Here is a 17205-nt window from a genome sequence, read left to right on the forward strand (position 1 = left end):
GGTCACCACGCGGCTTCGACGTCGTCGATGTCGTTCTGGGTCAGGTCGGCCAGCGGGAAGTCGGACGGGCTGTGGCCGCCCGCGTCCGGGGAGAGGGCATGCCGGACGATGCCTTCGAGGGCCGCCGTCCACCGCTCGCCGAGGTCGGTGAGGTCGGCGTCGGACCACAGCCGCCGCGCTCCGGTCCAGGTGACGGTCAGCCGGGGCCCGGTGGCCGCGTCGTGCACGACGGCGTGCACTTCGAGGCCGTGTGCGACGGGCAGGGCGGGGTCGGTGGTCGTCACCATGACCGCCTCGGGGGCCATGCCCCAGCCCGGTTCACCGCCCAGCGGGGCGCCCGGGGCCGCGAACCGCCCGAGGTAGTTGAACCCGATCTGCGGGGTGCCGAGGCGGGCGAGCACCTCGCGGCAGCCGGGGGCGAGGTGGCGCAGCAGCCCGAATCCGATGCCGCCGTCCGGCGCCGCGCACGCCTGCTCCTTGACCCGCTTGACCGCGTCGCCCAGGCGCGGAGCGCCCGAGGTCACGTCGGCCCAGGCGATCCGACCGGGGTCGATCCTGACCGGGTGCAGGGTGGTGAACCAGCCGAGCGTCCGCGACACGTCGGCGCCCGGGACCACGTCCTCTCGGCCGTGGCCCTCGACGTCGACGAGCACGCCGTCGGCCGTGTCGTCCCCCCGGTCGCGGCGCCAGGCGGCCACGGCCAGTCCGAGCGCCGTCAGCAGCACGTCCTCGACGCCGCAGTGGAAGGCGGCCGGGACGGTCGTCAGCAGGGGGCCGACGACGTCCTCCGGGAGCGTGTCGACGGTGTCGACGGTGTCGGCGGCGAGGTCGAGCCGGGGGTCGGCCGGCTTCGGCGTCAGCAGCGGGTCGGGGGCGTCGAGGACGTCCATCCAGCGGGGCAGTTCGGCGAGCCGGTCGGGCTGGGTGGCCTGCGCGGTGAGGCGCCGCGCCCAGTGGCGCAGCGAGGTGCCGACCGGCGACAGGTCCGGCGTGCGACCGGCGGCCGTCCGGCTGTACGCCTGGATCAGGTCGTCGGTGAGGATGCGCCAGGAGACCCCGTCGACGGCCAGGTGGTGGACGACGAGGAGGAGCCGGCCGGGCGTCTCGGGCCCGCGGTCGAACCAGACGAGCCGCGCGATCCGCCCGGCGTACGGGTCGAGCCGGTCGGCCGCGGCCGACACCTCGGCGCGGGCCCGGTCGGCGAGGGTGTCCTCGCTCAGGCCGGTGGCGTCGACGCGGCGCACGAGGCCGGCGTCGGGAGTCCGTCCGGGCGGCTGGACCTCCAGGGTCCAGGAGCCGTCCTGGTCGACCAGCTTCAGGCGGAGCGCGTCGTGGGTGTCGGTCACCGCGCGGACGGCGGCCCGCAGCGCGTCCTCGGAGAGGCCGGGCGGGCAGGACAGCAGCAGGGACTGGGCGAAGCGATGCACCGGGGCGCCGCGTTCGCGCAGCCAGTGGACGATGGGGGTGGCCGGGACCGGGCCGGTGCCGGTGTCGTCGGCCTCGCCGTCCGCGGTGGCGTCCGGTGCGCCGGCGCTCCGGCTCAGCTCCGCCGCGGTCCGGTGCGCGAACACGTCCCGCACGGTGAACGCGAGCCCTTCGGCACGGGCGGCGCTCACCAGCCGGATCGCGCAGATGCTGTCACCGCCGAGACCGAAGAAGTCGTCGTCGGCACCGACCGTGTCGCGCCCGAGCACCCGGGCCATGAGCGTGCACAGCAGGTGCTCGGCCTGGCCGGCGGGGGTGCGTCCGCCCGGCCGTCCGTCGGTCGCGGGCAGGGCCGCGCGGTCCAGCTTGCCGTGCGCGGTCACCGGCAGGGCGTCGAGGACGACGATCTCGTGCGGCACCAGGTACTGCGGCACGTGGCGCCCGGCGAAGGCGCGCAGCGCGTCACGGGTGGGCCGTCCGCCGTCCGCCGGTACGACGTAGGCGACCAGCCGGGGCTCCCCGTCGCCCTCGCGGCGGACCTCGGCCACGGCTTGGGCGACGGCGGGGTGCTCCCGCAGGACCGCCTCGACGTGGCCGGGTTCGACGCGGAAGCCGCGGAGCTTGACCTGCCGGTCGGTGCGCCCCCGGTACTCGAGGACGCCGTCCGGGGTCCAGCGGGCGAGGTCGCCGGTGCGGTACATGCGCTCCCCGGCCGGACCGTACGGGTCGGCGACGAACCGCTCCGCGGTCTGCGCGGGCCGGCCGAGGTAGCCGCGGGCGACCCCGGCGCCGGCCAGGTACAGCTCGCCCGTGGCGCCCGGGGGCAGCGGTTGCAGACCGGCGTCCAGGACGTAGGCGCGCATGCCGGCGAGCGGGCGGCCGATGGGCACGTTGCGGGCCTCGGGTGCGAGGTCGCGTACGGCATGGCTGGTGGCGAAGGTGGTGGTCTCCGTCGGGCCGTAGCCGTTGACCACGACCGTGTCCGGGCAGGCGGCCAGCACCCGCCGCACCATCGACGGCGCGATCTCCTCGCCGCCCGCCCACACCTGGCGGACACCCGCGAAGCACTCGGGCCGGTACTCGGCGACGACGGCGAACAGCGCGGCGGTGAGCCACAGCGCGCTCGGCCGGTGACGGACGATCAGGTCCGCGTACTCCTCGGCGCCCAGTGCGTCCGCGGGGGCGAGGATCAGCCGGCCGCCCCTGAGCAGCGGGGCCCAGATCTCGAACGTCGATGCGTCGAAGGCGGCGGGCGAGTGCACGAGGACGCCGGCGCAGACTCCGTCGCCGAAGCGCGGGTCGGTGGCCAGGGTGGCGATGTCGCGGTGGGTCACCACGATGCCCTTGGGCTGCCCCGTGGAGCCAGAGGTGTACATGACGTAGGCGGCGGAGAGCGGGTGCGGCGGGGCCGCGTCCCGTCCCGCTGGTTCCGGTGCCGCGTCCAGGTCGTCCGGCAGCAGGCGGGGCGCCGCGGTGTCCGGCAGGTGGCGGACGTCGGTGTCGCGGGAGGTGAGCACGGCCTTCGGCCGGGTCTCGCCGAGCATCGACGCGACCTGGGCGGCCGGATAGCGGGGGTCGATCGGTACGTAGGCGGCGCCGGCCTTCAGTACGGCGAGCAGCGCGACCACGAACTCCGGTGAGCGCGGCAGCGCCACGGCGACCGTGTCCCCGGCGCGGACGCCGTGCCCGGCCAGGGCGCGGGCCCACCGCTCGGCGCGCGCGTCGAGGTCGGCGTAGGTGAGGTCGCGGCCGTCCGCCGAGACCGCGATCGCGGCCGGGGTGGCGGCGGTCTGCCGGGCGAAGAGGCCGGTGACGGTCGCCTCGGGCAGGTCCGCCGCGCCGGGGGCCCCCGCGGTCAGCAGACGGGCGCGCTCGTCGGCCGTGAGCAGGTCGATCCGGTCGACGGGGCGGCCGGGGTCGGCGGCGACCCCGGCGAGCAGCCGCGCGAACCGGTCGAACAGGGTACGCACGGTCTCCGGTTCGAACAGATCGGAGGCGTACTCGACGTAGCCGTCGAGGCCGGCCGGGTCGCCGTCGGCCGTGCGCCGTTCGACCAGGCTGAGGAAGAGGTCGAACTTGGCGGTCCCGGTGCGGCCCAGCTCGGTGGAGACGGTGAGGCCGGGCAGGGTGAACTCACCGGCGGGAGCGGTGTCCTGGAGACCCAGCATCACCTGGAACAGGGGGTGGCGGGCCAGCGACCGCTCGGGCGCGAGGGCGTCCGTGAGGTACTCGAAGGGCACGTCCTGGTGGGCGTAGGCGGCCAGGGCCGTCTCGCGGACCCGCTGGAGCAGATCGGTGAAGGCCGGGCGGCCGGACACGTCGGTGCGCAGCACGAGGGTGTTCACGAAGGCGCCGACCACGTCGTCCAGCGCCTGGTCGAGCCGGCCCGCGACCGGGCTGCCGACGGCGATGTCGTCACCGGCGCCGAGGCGGGACAGCAGAGCCGCGAGGCCGGCGTGCAGCACCATGAACAGGCTGGCTCCCGAGGCCCGGCCCAGGTCGACGAGGCGACGGTGCAGTTCGGCGTCGAGGCGGACGCTGATGTGGTCGCCGGTGTAGGAGGCGACGGCGGGCCGCGGCCGGTCCGTGGGCAGCTCGATCTGCTCGGGCAGTCCGGCCAACTGTTCGCGCCAGTACGCCACCTGCGTCTCCAGCAGGCCGCCGCCGGTGCCGTCCGCGGCGAGCAGTTCGTTCTGCCAGAGCGTGTAGTCGCTGTAGCGCACCGGTGCCGGATCGAGCCGGGCGGCGCGGCCGGCGGCGCGGGCGGCGTAGGCGCGGTCGAGATCGCGGGCGATCAGCCGCATCGACAGCGCGTCGCAGGCGCAGTGGTGCAGGACGAGCAGCAGGACGTGTGCGTCGGCTCCGGTGCTGAACAGCTCGGCGCGCAGCGGCGGTTCGACGGCGAGGTCGAAGGGGCGGCGGGCGCCCGCGGCGAGGCGTTCGTCGAGTTCGGCCTCGGTGACGGACATTGCGGCCAGGGCGGGCGCGGTGGGCGGCAGCACCTGCTGGAGGAGACGGCCGTCGACGTACGGCAGGACGGTGCGCAGGCTCTCGTGTCGGGCTAGGACGTCCCCGAGGGCGGCGCGGAGGGCGGCGACGTCCAGGGGGCCGTCGATGCGCAGCACCGAGGGGATGTTGTAGGCGCCGCCGGGGCCGTCCATCTGCTGGAGGAACCACATCCGGCGCTGCGCGTAGGAGGCCTCCAGCTCGGTGGTCCGCTCCTGCCGCACCAGGGGCGGGCGGGCCAGTCCGGCGTCGTCCAGGGCGGCGGTGACCGCGCGCGGGGTGGGGTCGTCGAACAGGACGCGCAGGTCCACCTCGACGGAGAACGTCGACCGGATGCGGGTGATCAGTGTGGTGGCGAGCACGGAGTGGCCGCCGAGGTCGAAGAAGTCGTCGTCGGGGCCGACCTCGGGTTCGTCGAGCACGAGCGCGAAGAGCGCGCACATGATGTCGAGCCGGGAGGAGAGCCCGCCGCCGGCCGGGGCGTGCGCGGGATGCGTGGCGGTGGTCAGGGCGGCACGGTCGAGCTTGCCGTTGGCGGTGAGCGGCAGCGCGTCGGTGCGGACGATCCGGCCGGGCACCATGTACTCGGGCAGCCGGGCGCGGACCGCCTCCTTGATCTCCTCGGGCGCGGGGTCGGCTCCGTCGTCGGCGACGACGAAGGCGACCAGGCGCCGGTCGTCCTCCCGCTCCTCGGTCAGGGCGACCGCGGCGAGCGCCACGCCGGGGCACTCGGCGAGCGCGGCCTCGATCTCGCCGGGCTCGATCCGGAAGCCGCGGACCTTCAGTTGGTCGTCCGAGCGCCCGACGAAGGTGAGCCGGCCGGCCGGGTCACGGCGGGCCAGGTCGCCGGTGCGGTACATGCGCTCGCCGGGCCGCCCGTGTGGGTCGGCGACGAACCGCTGCGCGGTGAAGCCCGGGCGGCCGAGGTAGCCACGGGCCAGGCCGGGCCCGGAGACGTACATCTCGCCGATCGCGCCGACCGGCACCGGCCGCAGCCGTTCGTCGAGGAGCCGGACCGTCAGGTCGGCGAGCGGGACGCCGATCACGCTGTCCGGGCCCTGCTCGGGGCCCAGCTCGACGTGGGTGACGTGGACCGTGGTCTCGGTGATGCCGTACATGTTCACCAGCGCCGCTCCGGTGCCGCCGTGGCGGCGGCGCCAGTCGGCGAGGCGGGCGGGCTGGAGCGCCTCGCCGCCGAAGACCACGGTGCGCAGCCGCAGTCGTCGGCTCACCTCGGGCAGTTCCTGGTCGGCGGTCATGAGCTGGTAGAACGCCGACGGCGTCTGGCTGAGGACGGTCACCCGCTCGTCGGCGAGCAGCCGCAGGAACCGCTGCGGCGAGCGGCTCACCTCGAAGGGGACGACGACCAGCCGGCCGCCGTGCAGCAGGGCGCCCCAGATCTCCCACACGGAGAAGTCGAAGGCGGCCGAGTGGAAGAGCGTCCACACGTCGCCGGGGCCGTAGCCGAGCGGCTCGCGGGTGGTGGTGAAGAGGCGGACGACGTTCTCGTGGGAGGTGATCACGCCCTTGGGGCGGCCCGTGGACCCGGAGGTGTAGGTCAGGTAGGCGCGGCAGCCGGGCCGCAGCGGCCGGACCCGTTCGTCCGCGGTCACCGGCCGAGGGTCGCGGCCGTCGACGTCGGCGCGGAACTCCGGGGCGTCGATGAGCAGGTGGTCCCGGTCGGTGGTGATCCGGGCCGCCGAGGAGGTGACCAGCAGCTCGGGCGCCGCGTCCTGGAGCATGTACGCGATACGGGCGGGCGGGTAGTCGGGGTCGACGGCGACATAGGCCGCGCCGGACTTGAGCACGCCGAGCAGGGCGAGGACAAGGTCCGCGGAGCGGGACAGCGCGACGGCGACGACGTCCTCCGGGCCGATGCCGCGGGCGATGAGGGCGCGGGCCAGCCGGTTCGACCGCTCGTCGAGTTCCCGGTACGACCAGGTGGTGCCGTCCGCCGTGAGCGCGGGGGCGTCCGGGGTGGCGGCGGCCTGCGCGGCGAACAGCTCGGGGAGGGTGGCAGCACCGGGGACGGCGGTGACCGCCGCGGTCGGGGGAGCCGGGTCGGCGGGCGCCGGAGTCGGGCCACCGACGCAACTCACCGGCTGTGAGGTGTCCGTGGCGGTGAGCGCCTCCAGCGTAGCGGTGAACGCGTCGCGGTGGTCGGCCAGTCCCAGGTCATCACGGCCGTTGACGTCGACCTGGAGACCCTGCCCGTCCTGGCGGTCCCAGAGCATGAACAGCAGGTTGCCCACCAGACCTGAGGACAGGTTGCGCATCGTGCCGCGTGCCGCGCCGAACCGCAGGTCGTAGGGGTGCGATATGACGTTGACGACCGGCAGCAGGGACGTGGCATGAGCCATCCCGAGGTCCCGCTGGAGGTCCACGCCCCGGTAGCGCTGGTGTGCCACGGCCGCGGCCATCTGCTCGGCCACGTGCTCCAGCAGGGCGGTGACGGTCATGTCCGGGCGGACGGTGAGTGGCAGCGGCAGGACGTTGGCGAGGTTCGCCGGGGTCTGCCGGGCGAGCTGGCTCGCGCGGGCGGAGAGCGGGAAGGCGAGGAGGACGTTCTCGTCCCCGGTCCGCCGCTGGACGTGCAGCGCCACGGCGGCCGTGACGACCACCGGCCAGGGCACCCGGACGCTGCGGGCGGTCCCGCGCACGGCGTCGAACCGCTCCTCGGGCAGCCATCGCGTCACGCTGCGGAACGTGGCGGCCGCCCCCCGGGACCGGCTGACGAGCGGGGAGGGCGCCGGCCGGCCGCCCAGCTGCCCGAGCCAGAAGTCCCGGTCCTGCCGGAAGTCCGGCGCGCAGCGGTACGCGGCGTCCTCGTCGGCGAGTTCGCGCAGCGAGCCGAACGGGTTGGGGCCGGGGTCGCGCCCCTCGGTGAGCGCCGTGTAGACCTCGGCGACCCGGCGGGAGACCAGGGAGGAGCCGTAGGCGTCCATGGCGATGTGGTGGTAGTTCTGGTACCACAAATGCCGCTCGGGGCTGAGGCGGAGCACCGCGAAACGGAACAGCGGACCGTCCGTCAGATCGGTCGGCCGGGACAGCTCCCGGCGCATCCACGCGTCGGCCTCGGCCTGCGGATCGTCGGCACCGGACAGGTCGACGGCGCGCAGCTCCCACGGCCGGTCCGGGTCGATGCTCTGCGCCACCCGGCCGCGGTCCTGGTGGAAGCGGCTGTGCACGGTGTCCAGGCCGGCGACGACCGACCGCAACGCGCGCTCGAAGATCTCCGTGTCGAACTCGCCCTGCACATCGACGTACTCGCCGACCTGATACACCGAATTGCCGTCGCTCAGCCGCTGTTCGGCGAACCAGATCTCACGCTGCGCTGCCAGCAGGGGCAGCATTGTGTCGGCGTTCAACAAGATCGACGACCTCCGAGATTTCCTACTGGAAGCGCGGAACCACCCGGGAACCGAATCAGCCGGCGCGTAAAGCCGGTACGGGCGGGCCGGGGAATGAACAATCGGTACAGCGAATTCGCTCCGGCCGAACGTAACGGCGCATCGGGCCCGGTACAAGCCCGGCGATCGCGCACAGGAATGGGCGGCGGCCGACCGCATCGGACGCCGACAGGCAGGTCATACGGGGTGCCCGAGGCGGACTGCGGTGTCCCGCCGGCGGGACACCACGACGCTCTTGCCGGTCGGCCGACGCGTCGACAATGACTCGATCGCTCGGCTAGGTTCCGATCACACCGAAACACCGAGCACACCCGGGACGTCGAAACTCCTGCACCCTCCCCCACGGTTTTGACCGACGCGTCCCGCATTCGTCCGCCAGAAATTCGAGGACGCACCCGGAGAGAATCCAGCATGACACTTGACACCCAGCAGTGGCAGCTCTCGGATACCGAGCTCGACTTCTTCCGGGAGAACGGTTATATCGGGCCGCTGACGATTTACACCCCGGAGGAGATGGACGCGCTGTGGCGCCGGGCCCGTCGTGAGGTCATGGACCGCTCGCACGCCGCCTACCCGGTCGACGAGGCGATGTCGGGCGCGACCAACATCGCGAACTACGACCGTCACCTCGACGTCGACCTGCTCATGCAGCACGTGTGCAACCGGAAGATCACTGAACGGGTCGCGTCCATCCTGGGGCCCAACGTCCTGTGCTGGCGCACGGAGTTCTTCCCGAAGTACCCGGGCGACGAGGGCACCGACTGGCATCAGGCGGACACTTTCGCCAACGCCAGCGGCAAACCACAGATCCTGTGGCCCGGCGAGACCGACACCGAGTTCGGCAAGGGCACCCTCACCGTGTGGACGGCGTTCACCGACGCCACCCGGGACAACGGCTGTCTCCAGGTCATCCCCGGCTCGCACCACCGGATGAACTACGACGAGACCAAGCGGATGACCTACGACACCTCGCAGATCAACTCCAAGGTCAAGGACGGCGTTCCGCGCGGCTTCTTCGGTTACGACTACCGCGAGCTCCAGATCGACCCGGACTGGAAGCCGACCGAGGAGGACGCCTTCGACCTGGTGATGCGGCGCGGCCAGTGCGTGATCTTCTGGTCCACCCTGATGCACGCGTCGCTGCCCAACATCACGGCGAAGAGCCACCGGATGGGCTTCGCCACCCGCTACGTCCCGACCAGCGTGCGGGTCTACCCGGACACCGACCGGGTCGAGGAGTACGGCGGGAGCATCCCGCTCGACAAGTGGGGCGCGGTCCTCGTCAGCGGTGAGGACGACACCGGCCACAACAAGATCCTGCGTGAGTCGCTGCGCGGCACACCGATCGCCGAGTTCCTGGGCTGAGTCGGACCCCCGCACCCCCGGCCGACTGAAGGAGTGCCCCTCGCGGGTGCGCCTCCAGCCGGCCTGTGCCGCGCACCCCTGCCTGGAGGAGGGCACCCGCATGACCGTCACCCCAAGCTCCGTCACCCTGCCGATCGTCATGGGGGGCGCGGAGTTCGCCGCCGATCCGCCCGCCCACTACACCTGGCTGAGGGAGAACTCCCCGCTGGGGCAGGTCCGGCTGGACTTCGGCGCGTTCGCCCAGGACGTCTGGGTGGTCTCCCGCTACGCGGACTGCAAGGCGATGCTCACCGACCCCCGCCTGCTGCGCTCCCCGTACGGGCCTCCGCCGGGCGTCGAGATCCCCGAGCACATCCGCCTGGTCAGCTCCACCCTGGACATGAAGGACAAGGACGAGCACCGCAGGCTGCGCTCCCTGGTGGCCGCTCCCTTCACACCGAAGCGCATCGACCATCTCGGCGAGCAGGTCCGGGTGCTCGCCGAACGCCGCCTGGACGCGCTCGGCGGCGACAGCGGCCCGATCGACCTGCGGCAGGACTTCGCGCTCCCCGTGACCTACACCGTCATCGCCGACCTCGTCGGCGTCGGCGAGCAGGACCGCGTCCGCTTCCAGCAGGGCGTCACGGCGCTGATGAGCGGGTTCAGCGGCTCCCGGGAGGACTGGGAGGCGCACGTGCGCGACCTCGTCGACGTCACCCGCGACCTGGTCGCCCGCAAGCGGGCCGAGCCCGCGGACGACCTCGTCACCGGCCTGATCGAGGCCGAGGAGGCGGGTGACCGGCTGGACGACACCGAGCTGGTGGCCATGGTGTTCAGCCTGGTGACGGCGGGCTACGAGACGACGTACAACCTGATCACGAACGCTGTGGCCGCCCTCCTGGACCACCCGGACCAGCTGGACCTGCTGCGTGCGGCGCCGGACGACGAGGCGCTGTGGCGGTCGGCGGTCGACGAGGTGGCGCGCTATCTGCCGCCGATCACCGGAACCCGGCCGGCCACCGCGGTCGAGGACATCGAATGGCACGGGCAGACCGTGCCCGCGGGGGCTTCGGTGCTGCCGTTGCTCGCGGCTGCCAACCGGGACCCGGAGGTGTTCGAGGAGCCGGAGCGCTTCGACGTCACCCGCTCCCCCAACCCGCACCTCGGTTTCGGCCACGGTGTGCACTTCTGTCTCGGCGCCAACCTGGCCCGGATGGAGGCCCGGGTGGCGCTCCAGGTGCTGTTCGAGCGGCACCCCGGCCTATCGCTCGCCGTCGGCCGTGACGAACTGGCCCTGGAGCCGATGCCGCTGTGGACCCGCTTCCGCGAACTGCCGGTCGTCCTCGGATGAACCGGGGCGGGGCGTCCGTATGCCCGACTGTCCGCCGACGCGCCGAGGACACGTGAGAGGACCATGCCGAACCGCACCGCTGTCGTCACCGGAGGAACCAAGGGGATCGGGGTCGCGCTCAGCCGGCGGCTGGCCCGGCTCGGGTATCACGTCGTCGCGGTGTACCGCGCCGACAAGGCCGCCGCGGACGTGTTGAGCGAGGAACTCGGCGACCGGGTCGAGACGGTCCGGCTGGACGTCGCCGACCCGGAGGCGGTGACCGCCTTCGCCGAGCGGGTGCTCTCCGCGCACGGCGCGCCCCAGGTGCTGGTCAACAACGCCGGCCGCAACATCGACGGGCCGTTCCTGGAGATGGCGGACGACGACTGGCGGCAGGTGCTGGACGCCAACCTGTCCGGGCCGTTCTATCTGACCAAGGCATTCGCCCCGGCCATGCTCGGTCTGGAGGGCGGCGCCAGCGTCGTCAACGTCGGGGCGACGACCGCGATCCGGCCTCGGCTGAACGGCGTCAACTACTGCGCGAGCAAGGCGGGACTGCTGCATCTGACCAAGTGCCTCGCGCTGGAGCTGGCCCCGGCCGTCCGGGTCAACTGCCTGATTCCCGGAATGATCGACACCGAGGAGATGCGCACCCGGTACCGGGTCGCCGATCCGACGGCGCGCGCCGAGCTGCTCGCCGAGATTCCGCAGGGGCGGATCGGCTCGCCCGAGGAGATGGCGGACGCCCTTCAGTTCCTGGTCGGCGACGGGGCCCGCTACATCACCGGCCAGAAACTCATCGTCGACGGTGGCCAGTTCATGTGGTAGCGGTCACCGCCCTGTCCGAGAGAGAAGAGCCTTTTCATGTTCGCACGCCTCGACCGGTATGCCGATTTCCTCAAGATCAGGTATCGCTCCGACTTCCTCAAGTCCGGCGAGTACTCCCTCGCCGAGGTCACTCCCGAACTGCGCGAGCGCATCGAGAGCGGGCAGTTCCACCGCATCGTCTTCTCCGGGATGGGCTGCTCCGCCATCGTCTCCGATGTGATCGGGGCGTTCCTCAACGCCTCAGGTGCGGGAGTGGAGGTCCTTGTCTTCAACGACTACGACTTCCCCTACCTCGTCCCGCGGTCGGTGGTCGACGACGAGGGGACACTGTTCGTCATCAGCTCCTACAGCGGCCACTCCGAGGAGCCGGTCCGGGTCTTCCACCAGCTCGCGGGTCGCTACCACCGCACGCTGCTGCTGACCTCCGGCGGCAGGCTGGCCGAGCTGGGCCGGCAGGCCGGGGTGTCGGTGGCCCGATGGGAACTGAGCGAGCCGGACCGGGAGTACCCGCTCTTCCACGTCGGCCAGTACTTCGCGATCCTGCTCGACATGTTCCCGCGGCTGGGGCTGATCAAGGAGGACCACCGCGCGGAGGTCGCCGCGCTGGCGGGCCATCTGGCCACGGACTTCACACCGGAGCTGGAGGAGCTGGCCCGCGCGACCGCGCTGCGCTCGAAGGACGCGAACATCATCATGCTGGCGTCGCCGAAGTGGTACATGAGCCTGCTGAAGCTGGCCAAGATGCACTTCAACGAGATGGCGATGGCACCGGCGACCCGGAACTTCTTCCACGAGTTCTGCCACAGCGAGGTCGCCACGCTCTCCGACCCGGACCGCCCGCACAGCGTCCTGCTGTTCCGGGACAGCGACGACGACGCCTACACGCGACAGAAGATGGACAACCTCGTCCGTCTGCTCACCCGCGACATCCCGCAGAACCGGAACATCACGGTGACCGAGTTCGCGCTCGACCAGCCGACGTTCATGCGCAAGTACTTCACCGCGCTGGAGTTCGTCCAGCACACGGCGCTGCAGCTGGGCCGCCTCTACGACACCAAGTCCCGCGATCTGATCTCCGAGTCCGCCGGCAACCCGTGGTACCACACGACCTCCATCCTGGCCGAGGCCGGACTGGCGAAGACGTCCGGCTGACCCCTGGAAGGAACCGGGGCACCCCGTGTCAGGGCCCGCTGCACCGGCGCGATCCGGACGGCGGGCCCTGTGCGCCCTCCGCCGCCCGCGCGCCCCGGGCGTCCGGCACGTCCTGCGCGCTGCGGCGGACGATGGCCTCGATCCCGTCCAGCAGCACCGCCAGTCCGGCGTCGAAGGTCTCGGTCGCCTCCCGTTCCAGATACGGCAGTTCCGGTTCGGGCGGAGCCGTGGCGGCCTCCTCGGCGAGCCGGACGACCGTCGGGAAACGCTCGGCGAAGTCGGGCACGACCTCCTCGAAGGCCGCGGAGCGGGCGGCCCACCAGTCCTCGTCGGACACGCCCGTCGCGGCGGCGGCCTGCCGGGAGTCGACCACCGTCTGCGCGGCGCCCCGGACGTGGTTGATCAGTGTGCCGACGACCCGCCGCAGCACCTGCGCGCTGAGCCCGGTCGCGAAGAGAATGCGCAGGACGCTCTCCAGCATGGCGTTCTCGTTCGGCCCGAGCACGGGACGCGCCTGGGAGACCTGGAGGGTCCAGGGGTGGCGCAGGCAGAACGCCCAGTAGTCGTGCGTCCAGGCCGAGAGCGCCGCGCGCCAGCCGTCCGTGAGGTCGTAGCCGGTGGGCAGTTCGGCGAGGGCGCGATCGTACATGAGGTCGACCAGCTCGTCCTTGCTGGGCACGTAGGTGTACAGCGCCATTCCGGTCCGCCCGACACGCTTGCCCACCTCGCGCATGGAGACCGCGGAGATCCCAGAGGCGTCGGCGATGGCGATCCCGGCGTCCACGATCGCGTCCACGGTCAGCCCGGGCCGGGGTCCCGGACCGCTCCGGGGGGCCGCCTCACCGGGGGTGCGCCACAGCAGGGCCAAGGAACGACGGAAATCCCCCTGGCCGGCGAATACCACCACCACATCCCCTTGACTGGTGCCGGACTGGACGGTCATTACCTTACCGCACGGCCACTCGACGGCTGTCCTTCGTGCGGGGCCGCGAAAACGCGTGACGGCCCCGCGACGGCTTTCACTGCATGGCCGCTTTCCGGCGCTCTTCGACGGCCGAGCCGGATTCCTTGCGCGCCATTCGCCGCAGTACCACGGGTGCCAGCAAAAGACCGAGGACGGACCACGCACCGAGTGCGCAGAATGTTTCGACATATCGCCAGGAATCGCCGATCTCCACGGCGGCGAACTCGTCCGGCAGCAAGGCGGAACGCATTCCGAGACCGAGCCAGTAGACGGGGAATACCTGGGCGATCCACTGGAGCCATTCCGGCGCCTCGGTGACCGGGAAGAAAATGCCCGAGACGCCGAAGAGCGCCAGCAGCGGGAACATGACGACGCCGATGTTGCGCGGGCTGGTGAGCACCGACCCCAGGACGGCGCCGATCGGCATCGTCGCGAGCATCCCGAGCACGAGCACCCAGGCCAGCGTGAACCAGGCGCCGACGCTGTCCAGGCGCACCCCGTCGAAGAGGAGGACGCCGGGCACCAGCAACAGGGCGGTGGTGATCAGGGTCGACACCGCCGAGTGGATGATCTTGCCGATCAGATAGGCGACCATGCCGTTCGGGGCGGCCTTCGCCCGCAGCAGCGTGCCGTCCTCCCGTTCCATCAGCAGGTTGAAGGCCACGGCCTGGAAGCCGTTGAAGGCGAGCGTCAGACCCAGCAGGCCGGCCAAGGTGGTGGAACCGAGCGAGAAGCCGGTGCCGCCGATGTCGGAGCCGCGCCGCAGCAGGGCGACAACGAGCAGGACGACCGGGATGAACAGCATGCCGAGGACGTCCTGGACGCTGGAGAGCGACTGGCGGGTCTCGATCCGGCCCGCCGCCAGGCCGCTGCGGACGGCGGTCGCGGTCGCGCTCACGCTCATGACGACACCTCCGCCACCCGCTCGACGGCCGCCCGGGGTGCGCCCAGCTCCGGGAGCCCGGCGCCGTCCCGGCCGGACTCGGCGGCGTGCACCATGGCCAGGTAGGTGTCCTCCAGGGTGGCCCGGCGGACCTCGAGCTTGTCGACGTCGGCGCCGTGCGCGGCGAACAGCTCACGCACGAACCGGGTCGGGGTCCGGGTCGAGGTGGTGAACCGTTCGCCGTCGCGGATCCAGCGCACCTCGGCGCCGGTCTCCACCTGCCGGGCCAGTTCCTCGGGGGTGGCATCGGCCACGATCCGCCCCCTGGCCAGGATCACGATGCGGTCGGCCAGCCTCTCGGCCTCGTCCAGATCGTGGGTGGTCAGCAGGATCGTGGTGTCCTCGACCTCGGCGAGCCGGCGCACCAGCGCGTGGAACTCCTGGCGGGCCTCCGGGTCGAAGCCCACGGTCGGCTCGTCGAGGAAGAGCACCTCGGGGCGGCCGACGATGCCGATCGCCACGTCCAGCCGCCGCCGCTGGCCGCCGGAGAGCTGTCCGACGCGCCGGCCGGCCTGCTCGGTGAGCCCGACGGCCTCCAGGAGTTCGTCCACGTCACGCGGGCGGGTGATCCGCTCGGTGGAGTAGGGCGCGTACAGGGAGCCATAGTGCGCCAGGAACTCGCGGACGGGCCACTTGGCGTGGTCCCGCCAGGACTGGAGGACCACACCGAGGCGGGCCCGCCAGCTTTCGTCGCCGTGCGCCGGATCGATGCCGAGCACCCGCACCTCGCCGGCGGAGCGCATCCGGAAGCCCTCGAGGATCTCGATCGTCGTCGTCTTCCCGGCGCCGTTGGGGCCGAGCAGTGCGACGACCTCACCCCTGGCGACCCGGAAGGTCACCCCGTGCAGGACGCTCGTGGATCCGTAGCTCATGCGCAGGTCGATGACCTCGATGGCGGGCTCTGCCGCCGTGTCCGCACTCATGCCACTCCCCCTCCTTCCGCTATCTCATTACAGCGTAAAACGTTAGCACGCACCCCTCCCCGGCACCGGCGCCGCGCCGGGACCGGGGAGGAGGGAAGAGGGGCGCGGCCGGCCGCCTCAGCCGGCCACCTGTCCGGGGAAGCGGTCGAGCAGGTACGCGTGGATGTCGTTGACCGAGTTCAGCGTCTGGAGCTCTTCGAACCGGGGGTCGAGACGGATGCCGTACCGGTCCTCCAGAGAGGCCTGGAGGGTGACCATGGTGAAGGAGTCCATGACGAACTCCGCGTCGTCGCCGACATCGGCGGACAGCGCCAACGAGCGGCTCTGGGAGAGGATCTCCCTGATCTCATCCTTGCTGATCACTGACGTTTTCCCTCCGGGTGGGGTCACAGGCCGGCGCGGATCGCGTTCCGGTCACGGACGAGCTTTCCGGTCTTGTTGCGGGGCAGGGCGCGGGCGACGAAGAACCGCTTGGGGACCTTCACGGCGCTCAGCCGTTCCCGGCACCAGGCGATCAACTCGCCCGCCTCCGGTGCCGGCTCACCCCCGACGTACGCCTCGATCACCTCGTGGTGGAGGACCACCGCCTCGGCGACCGCGGGGTGCGCCCGCAGCACGGTCTCCACCTCGACGAGGTCGACCTTGAGGCCGCCGATGGTGACGAGCGAGTCCAGCCGGCCGAGGATGCTCAGCTCGCCGGTGACGTCATCCGCGGCGAAACGGTCGAAGGTGCGCAGCCACCCGTCGACGTAGCGGTCCGGCTGGTCGTCGAGCGGATACGGCGACCGGTCCAGGCGTACGTACAGCTCCTGATCGACGATCTTCGTCTCGACCCCGGGCACCGCGCTGCCCAGCACCGGCGGCCGCGGCCCGTGCAGCCCGGCCGCGAGCAGGCCGGTCTCGGTCACGCCGTACACCTGGCTCACCCGGACCCCGTACCTGCGGTGGAACTCCTCGTACACCTCGACGGGCAGCCGTTCGCCGCCGGTGACGGCCAGCCGCAGCGCGGGCAGCGGGGGCACCTGCGGTGTCTTGGTCAGCAGTTCGAAGTGAGCCGGCACCCCGTAGATCGCCATCGCCCCGGTCTCCCGGGCGGTCCGCAGCACCTCGGCCGGCGTCGGCAGGGGCGGCAGCACCACCGTCGCGCCCTGCCGCAGGGCGTGCAGCACGCCGGTGACCAGGCCCATCGTGTGCACGAGGGAGTTGAGCAGCACCAGGCGGTCGCCGGCGCCGGGCAGTTCCGGCAGGGCGGCGTGACGGTCGAGTTCGGCGAGGAGCGACGCGGGGGTGCGGCCGATCACCTTGGGCCGGCCGGTCGAGCCGGAGCTGAACTGGACGAGGCAGGCGTCGGACGCGGCGGGGCGCCCGGACGGCCTGGTGCCGACGCGGAAGGCGACCTCCTCCTCGAATCCGGTCGCCGGTCCCGGATGCCCGTCGGAGTCGATCACGTACTGGGGCCGGAGCAGTTCGGCCAGTGGCTCGTACTCGGCGGGTGTCGCCCGGAAGTCGACCAGGAGGACCTGCGCGCCCCGGCTCCACAGGGCGAGCAGCACCCGCACATAGCTGAGACTCGGCCTCATCCGGAGCAGAACGGTACTGTTCTCACCTATTCCCTGTTCGCGGAAGGCACGACTGAGTTCGGCCACCGCGGAACGCAGTTCGGATCTGGATTCCGCAGTGCGTGAAATTGCCCAGGGCTGCCGGTCCGCACCGGCGTCCAGCAATGATTCACCCCACCAGGACGCGATTGCCATGCCTCTCCCTCACCGGCTGGAAGAATCGGGAAGTCAACAGGGTGATTATGGGTGCACCAGACGGAAATTCACTGTCCCGCCGGCGGGACAACCGACGCTGCCCGCGGGCCTGCTCACGACATTGAC

General features: G+C 72.1%; 10 protein-coding genes. 4 read left to right on the top strand and 6 right to left on the bottom strand.

The annotated features are described in order from the left end of the window. Positions 1 to 2: 2 nt before the first annotated feature. The gene (locus ACIQHQ_RS10940; protein WP_402611544.1) at positions 3 to 7799 is read right to left on the bottom strand and encodes an amino acid adenylation domain-containing protein; all 7797 of its coding nucleotides are present in this window, start codon (positions 7797 to 7799) and stop codon (positions 3 to 5) included. A gap of 453 nt (positions 7800 to 8252) precedes the next feature. Here ACIQHQ_RS10940 and ACIQHQ_RS10945 point away from each other — a divergent pair, with 453 nt between their 5' ends. The 4 genes from ACIQHQ_RS10945 to ACIQHQ_RS10960 all read left to right on the top strand — a co-directional run bounded on the left by ACIQHQ_RS10945 (position 8253) and on the right by ACIQHQ_RS10960 (position 12495). Next, the gene (locus ACIQHQ_RS10945; protein ID WP_402611545.1) at positions 8253 to 9206 is read left to right on the top strand and encodes a chlorinating enzyme; all 954 of its coding nucleotides are present in this window, start codon (positions 8253 to 8255) and stop codon (positions 9204 to 9206) included. Between the two features lie 100 nt (positions 9207 to 9306). Beyond that, entirely contained in the window at positions 9307 to 10536 is a 1230-nt protein-coding gene (locus tag ACIQHQ_RS10950) for a cytochrome P450 (RefSeq protein ID WP_358309923.1), read from the top strand. A gap of 63 nt (positions 10537 to 10599) precedes the next feature. Next, entirely contained in the window at positions 10600 to 11343 is a 744-nt protein-coding gene (locus ACIQHQ_RS10955) for an SDR family NAD(P)-dependent oxidoreductase (protein ID WP_402611546.1), read from the top strand. Positions 11344 to 11379: 36 nt separating this feature from the next. Beyond that, a complete protein-coding gene (locus ACIQHQ_RS10960; protein WP_402611547.1) occupies positions 11380 to 12495 on the top strand; it encodes an SIS domain-containing protein in 1116 nt (371 codons plus the stop codon). Between the two features lie 28 nt (positions 12496 to 12523). Here ACIQHQ_RS10960 and ACIQHQ_RS10965 read toward each other — a convergent pair whose 3' ends face one another. The 5 genes from ACIQHQ_RS10965 to ACIQHQ_RS10985 all read right to left on the bottom strand — a co-directional run bounded on the left by ACIQHQ_RS10965 (position 12524) and on the right by ACIQHQ_RS10985 (position 17079). Continuing rightward, positions 12524 to 13438: a TetR/AcrR family transcriptional regulator gene (locus ACIQHQ_RS10965; protein ID WP_402611548.1), complete on the bottom strand. Its 915-nt coding sequence runs from the start codon at positions 13436 to 13438 to the stop codon at positions 12524 to 12526. A gap of 76 nt (positions 13439 to 13514) precedes the next feature. After that, entirely contained in the window at positions 13515 to 14363 is an 849-nt protein-coding gene (locus ACIQHQ_RS10970) for an ABC transporter permease (RefSeq protein ID WP_402611549.1), read from the bottom strand. Continuing rightward, positions 14360 to 15325, bottom strand: coding sequence for an ABC transporter ATP-binding protein (locus ACIQHQ_RS10975; protein ID WP_402611550.1), 966 nt, complete (start codon positions 15323 to 15325; stop codon positions 14360 to 14362). The genes ACIQHQ_RS10970 and ACIQHQ_RS10975 overlap by 4 nt, the downstream gene beginning before the upstream one ends. A 117-nt stretch (positions 15326 to 15442) precedes the next feature. Beyond that, positions 15443 to 15688 (bottom strand): acyl carrier protein, encoded by a 246-nt coding sequence (locus tag ACIQHQ_RS10980; protein WP_358283444.1) that lies wholly within the window; start codon positions 15686 to 15688, stop codon positions 15443 to 15445. Positions 15689 to 15711: 23 nt separating this feature from the next. Then, positions 15712 to 17079 (bottom strand): class I adenylate-forming enzyme family protein, encoded by a 1368-nt coding sequence (locus ACIQHQ_RS10985; protein WP_402611551.1) that lies wholly within the window; start codon positions 17077 to 17079, stop codon positions 15712 to 15714. Positions 17080 to 17205 lie beyond the last annotated feature (126 nt).

The sequence above is a fragment of the Streptomyces sp. NPDC092370 genome (assembly GCF_044755265.1).
Lineage (GTDB): Bacteria > Actinomycetota > Actinomycetes > Streptomycetales > Streptomycetaceae > Streptomyces.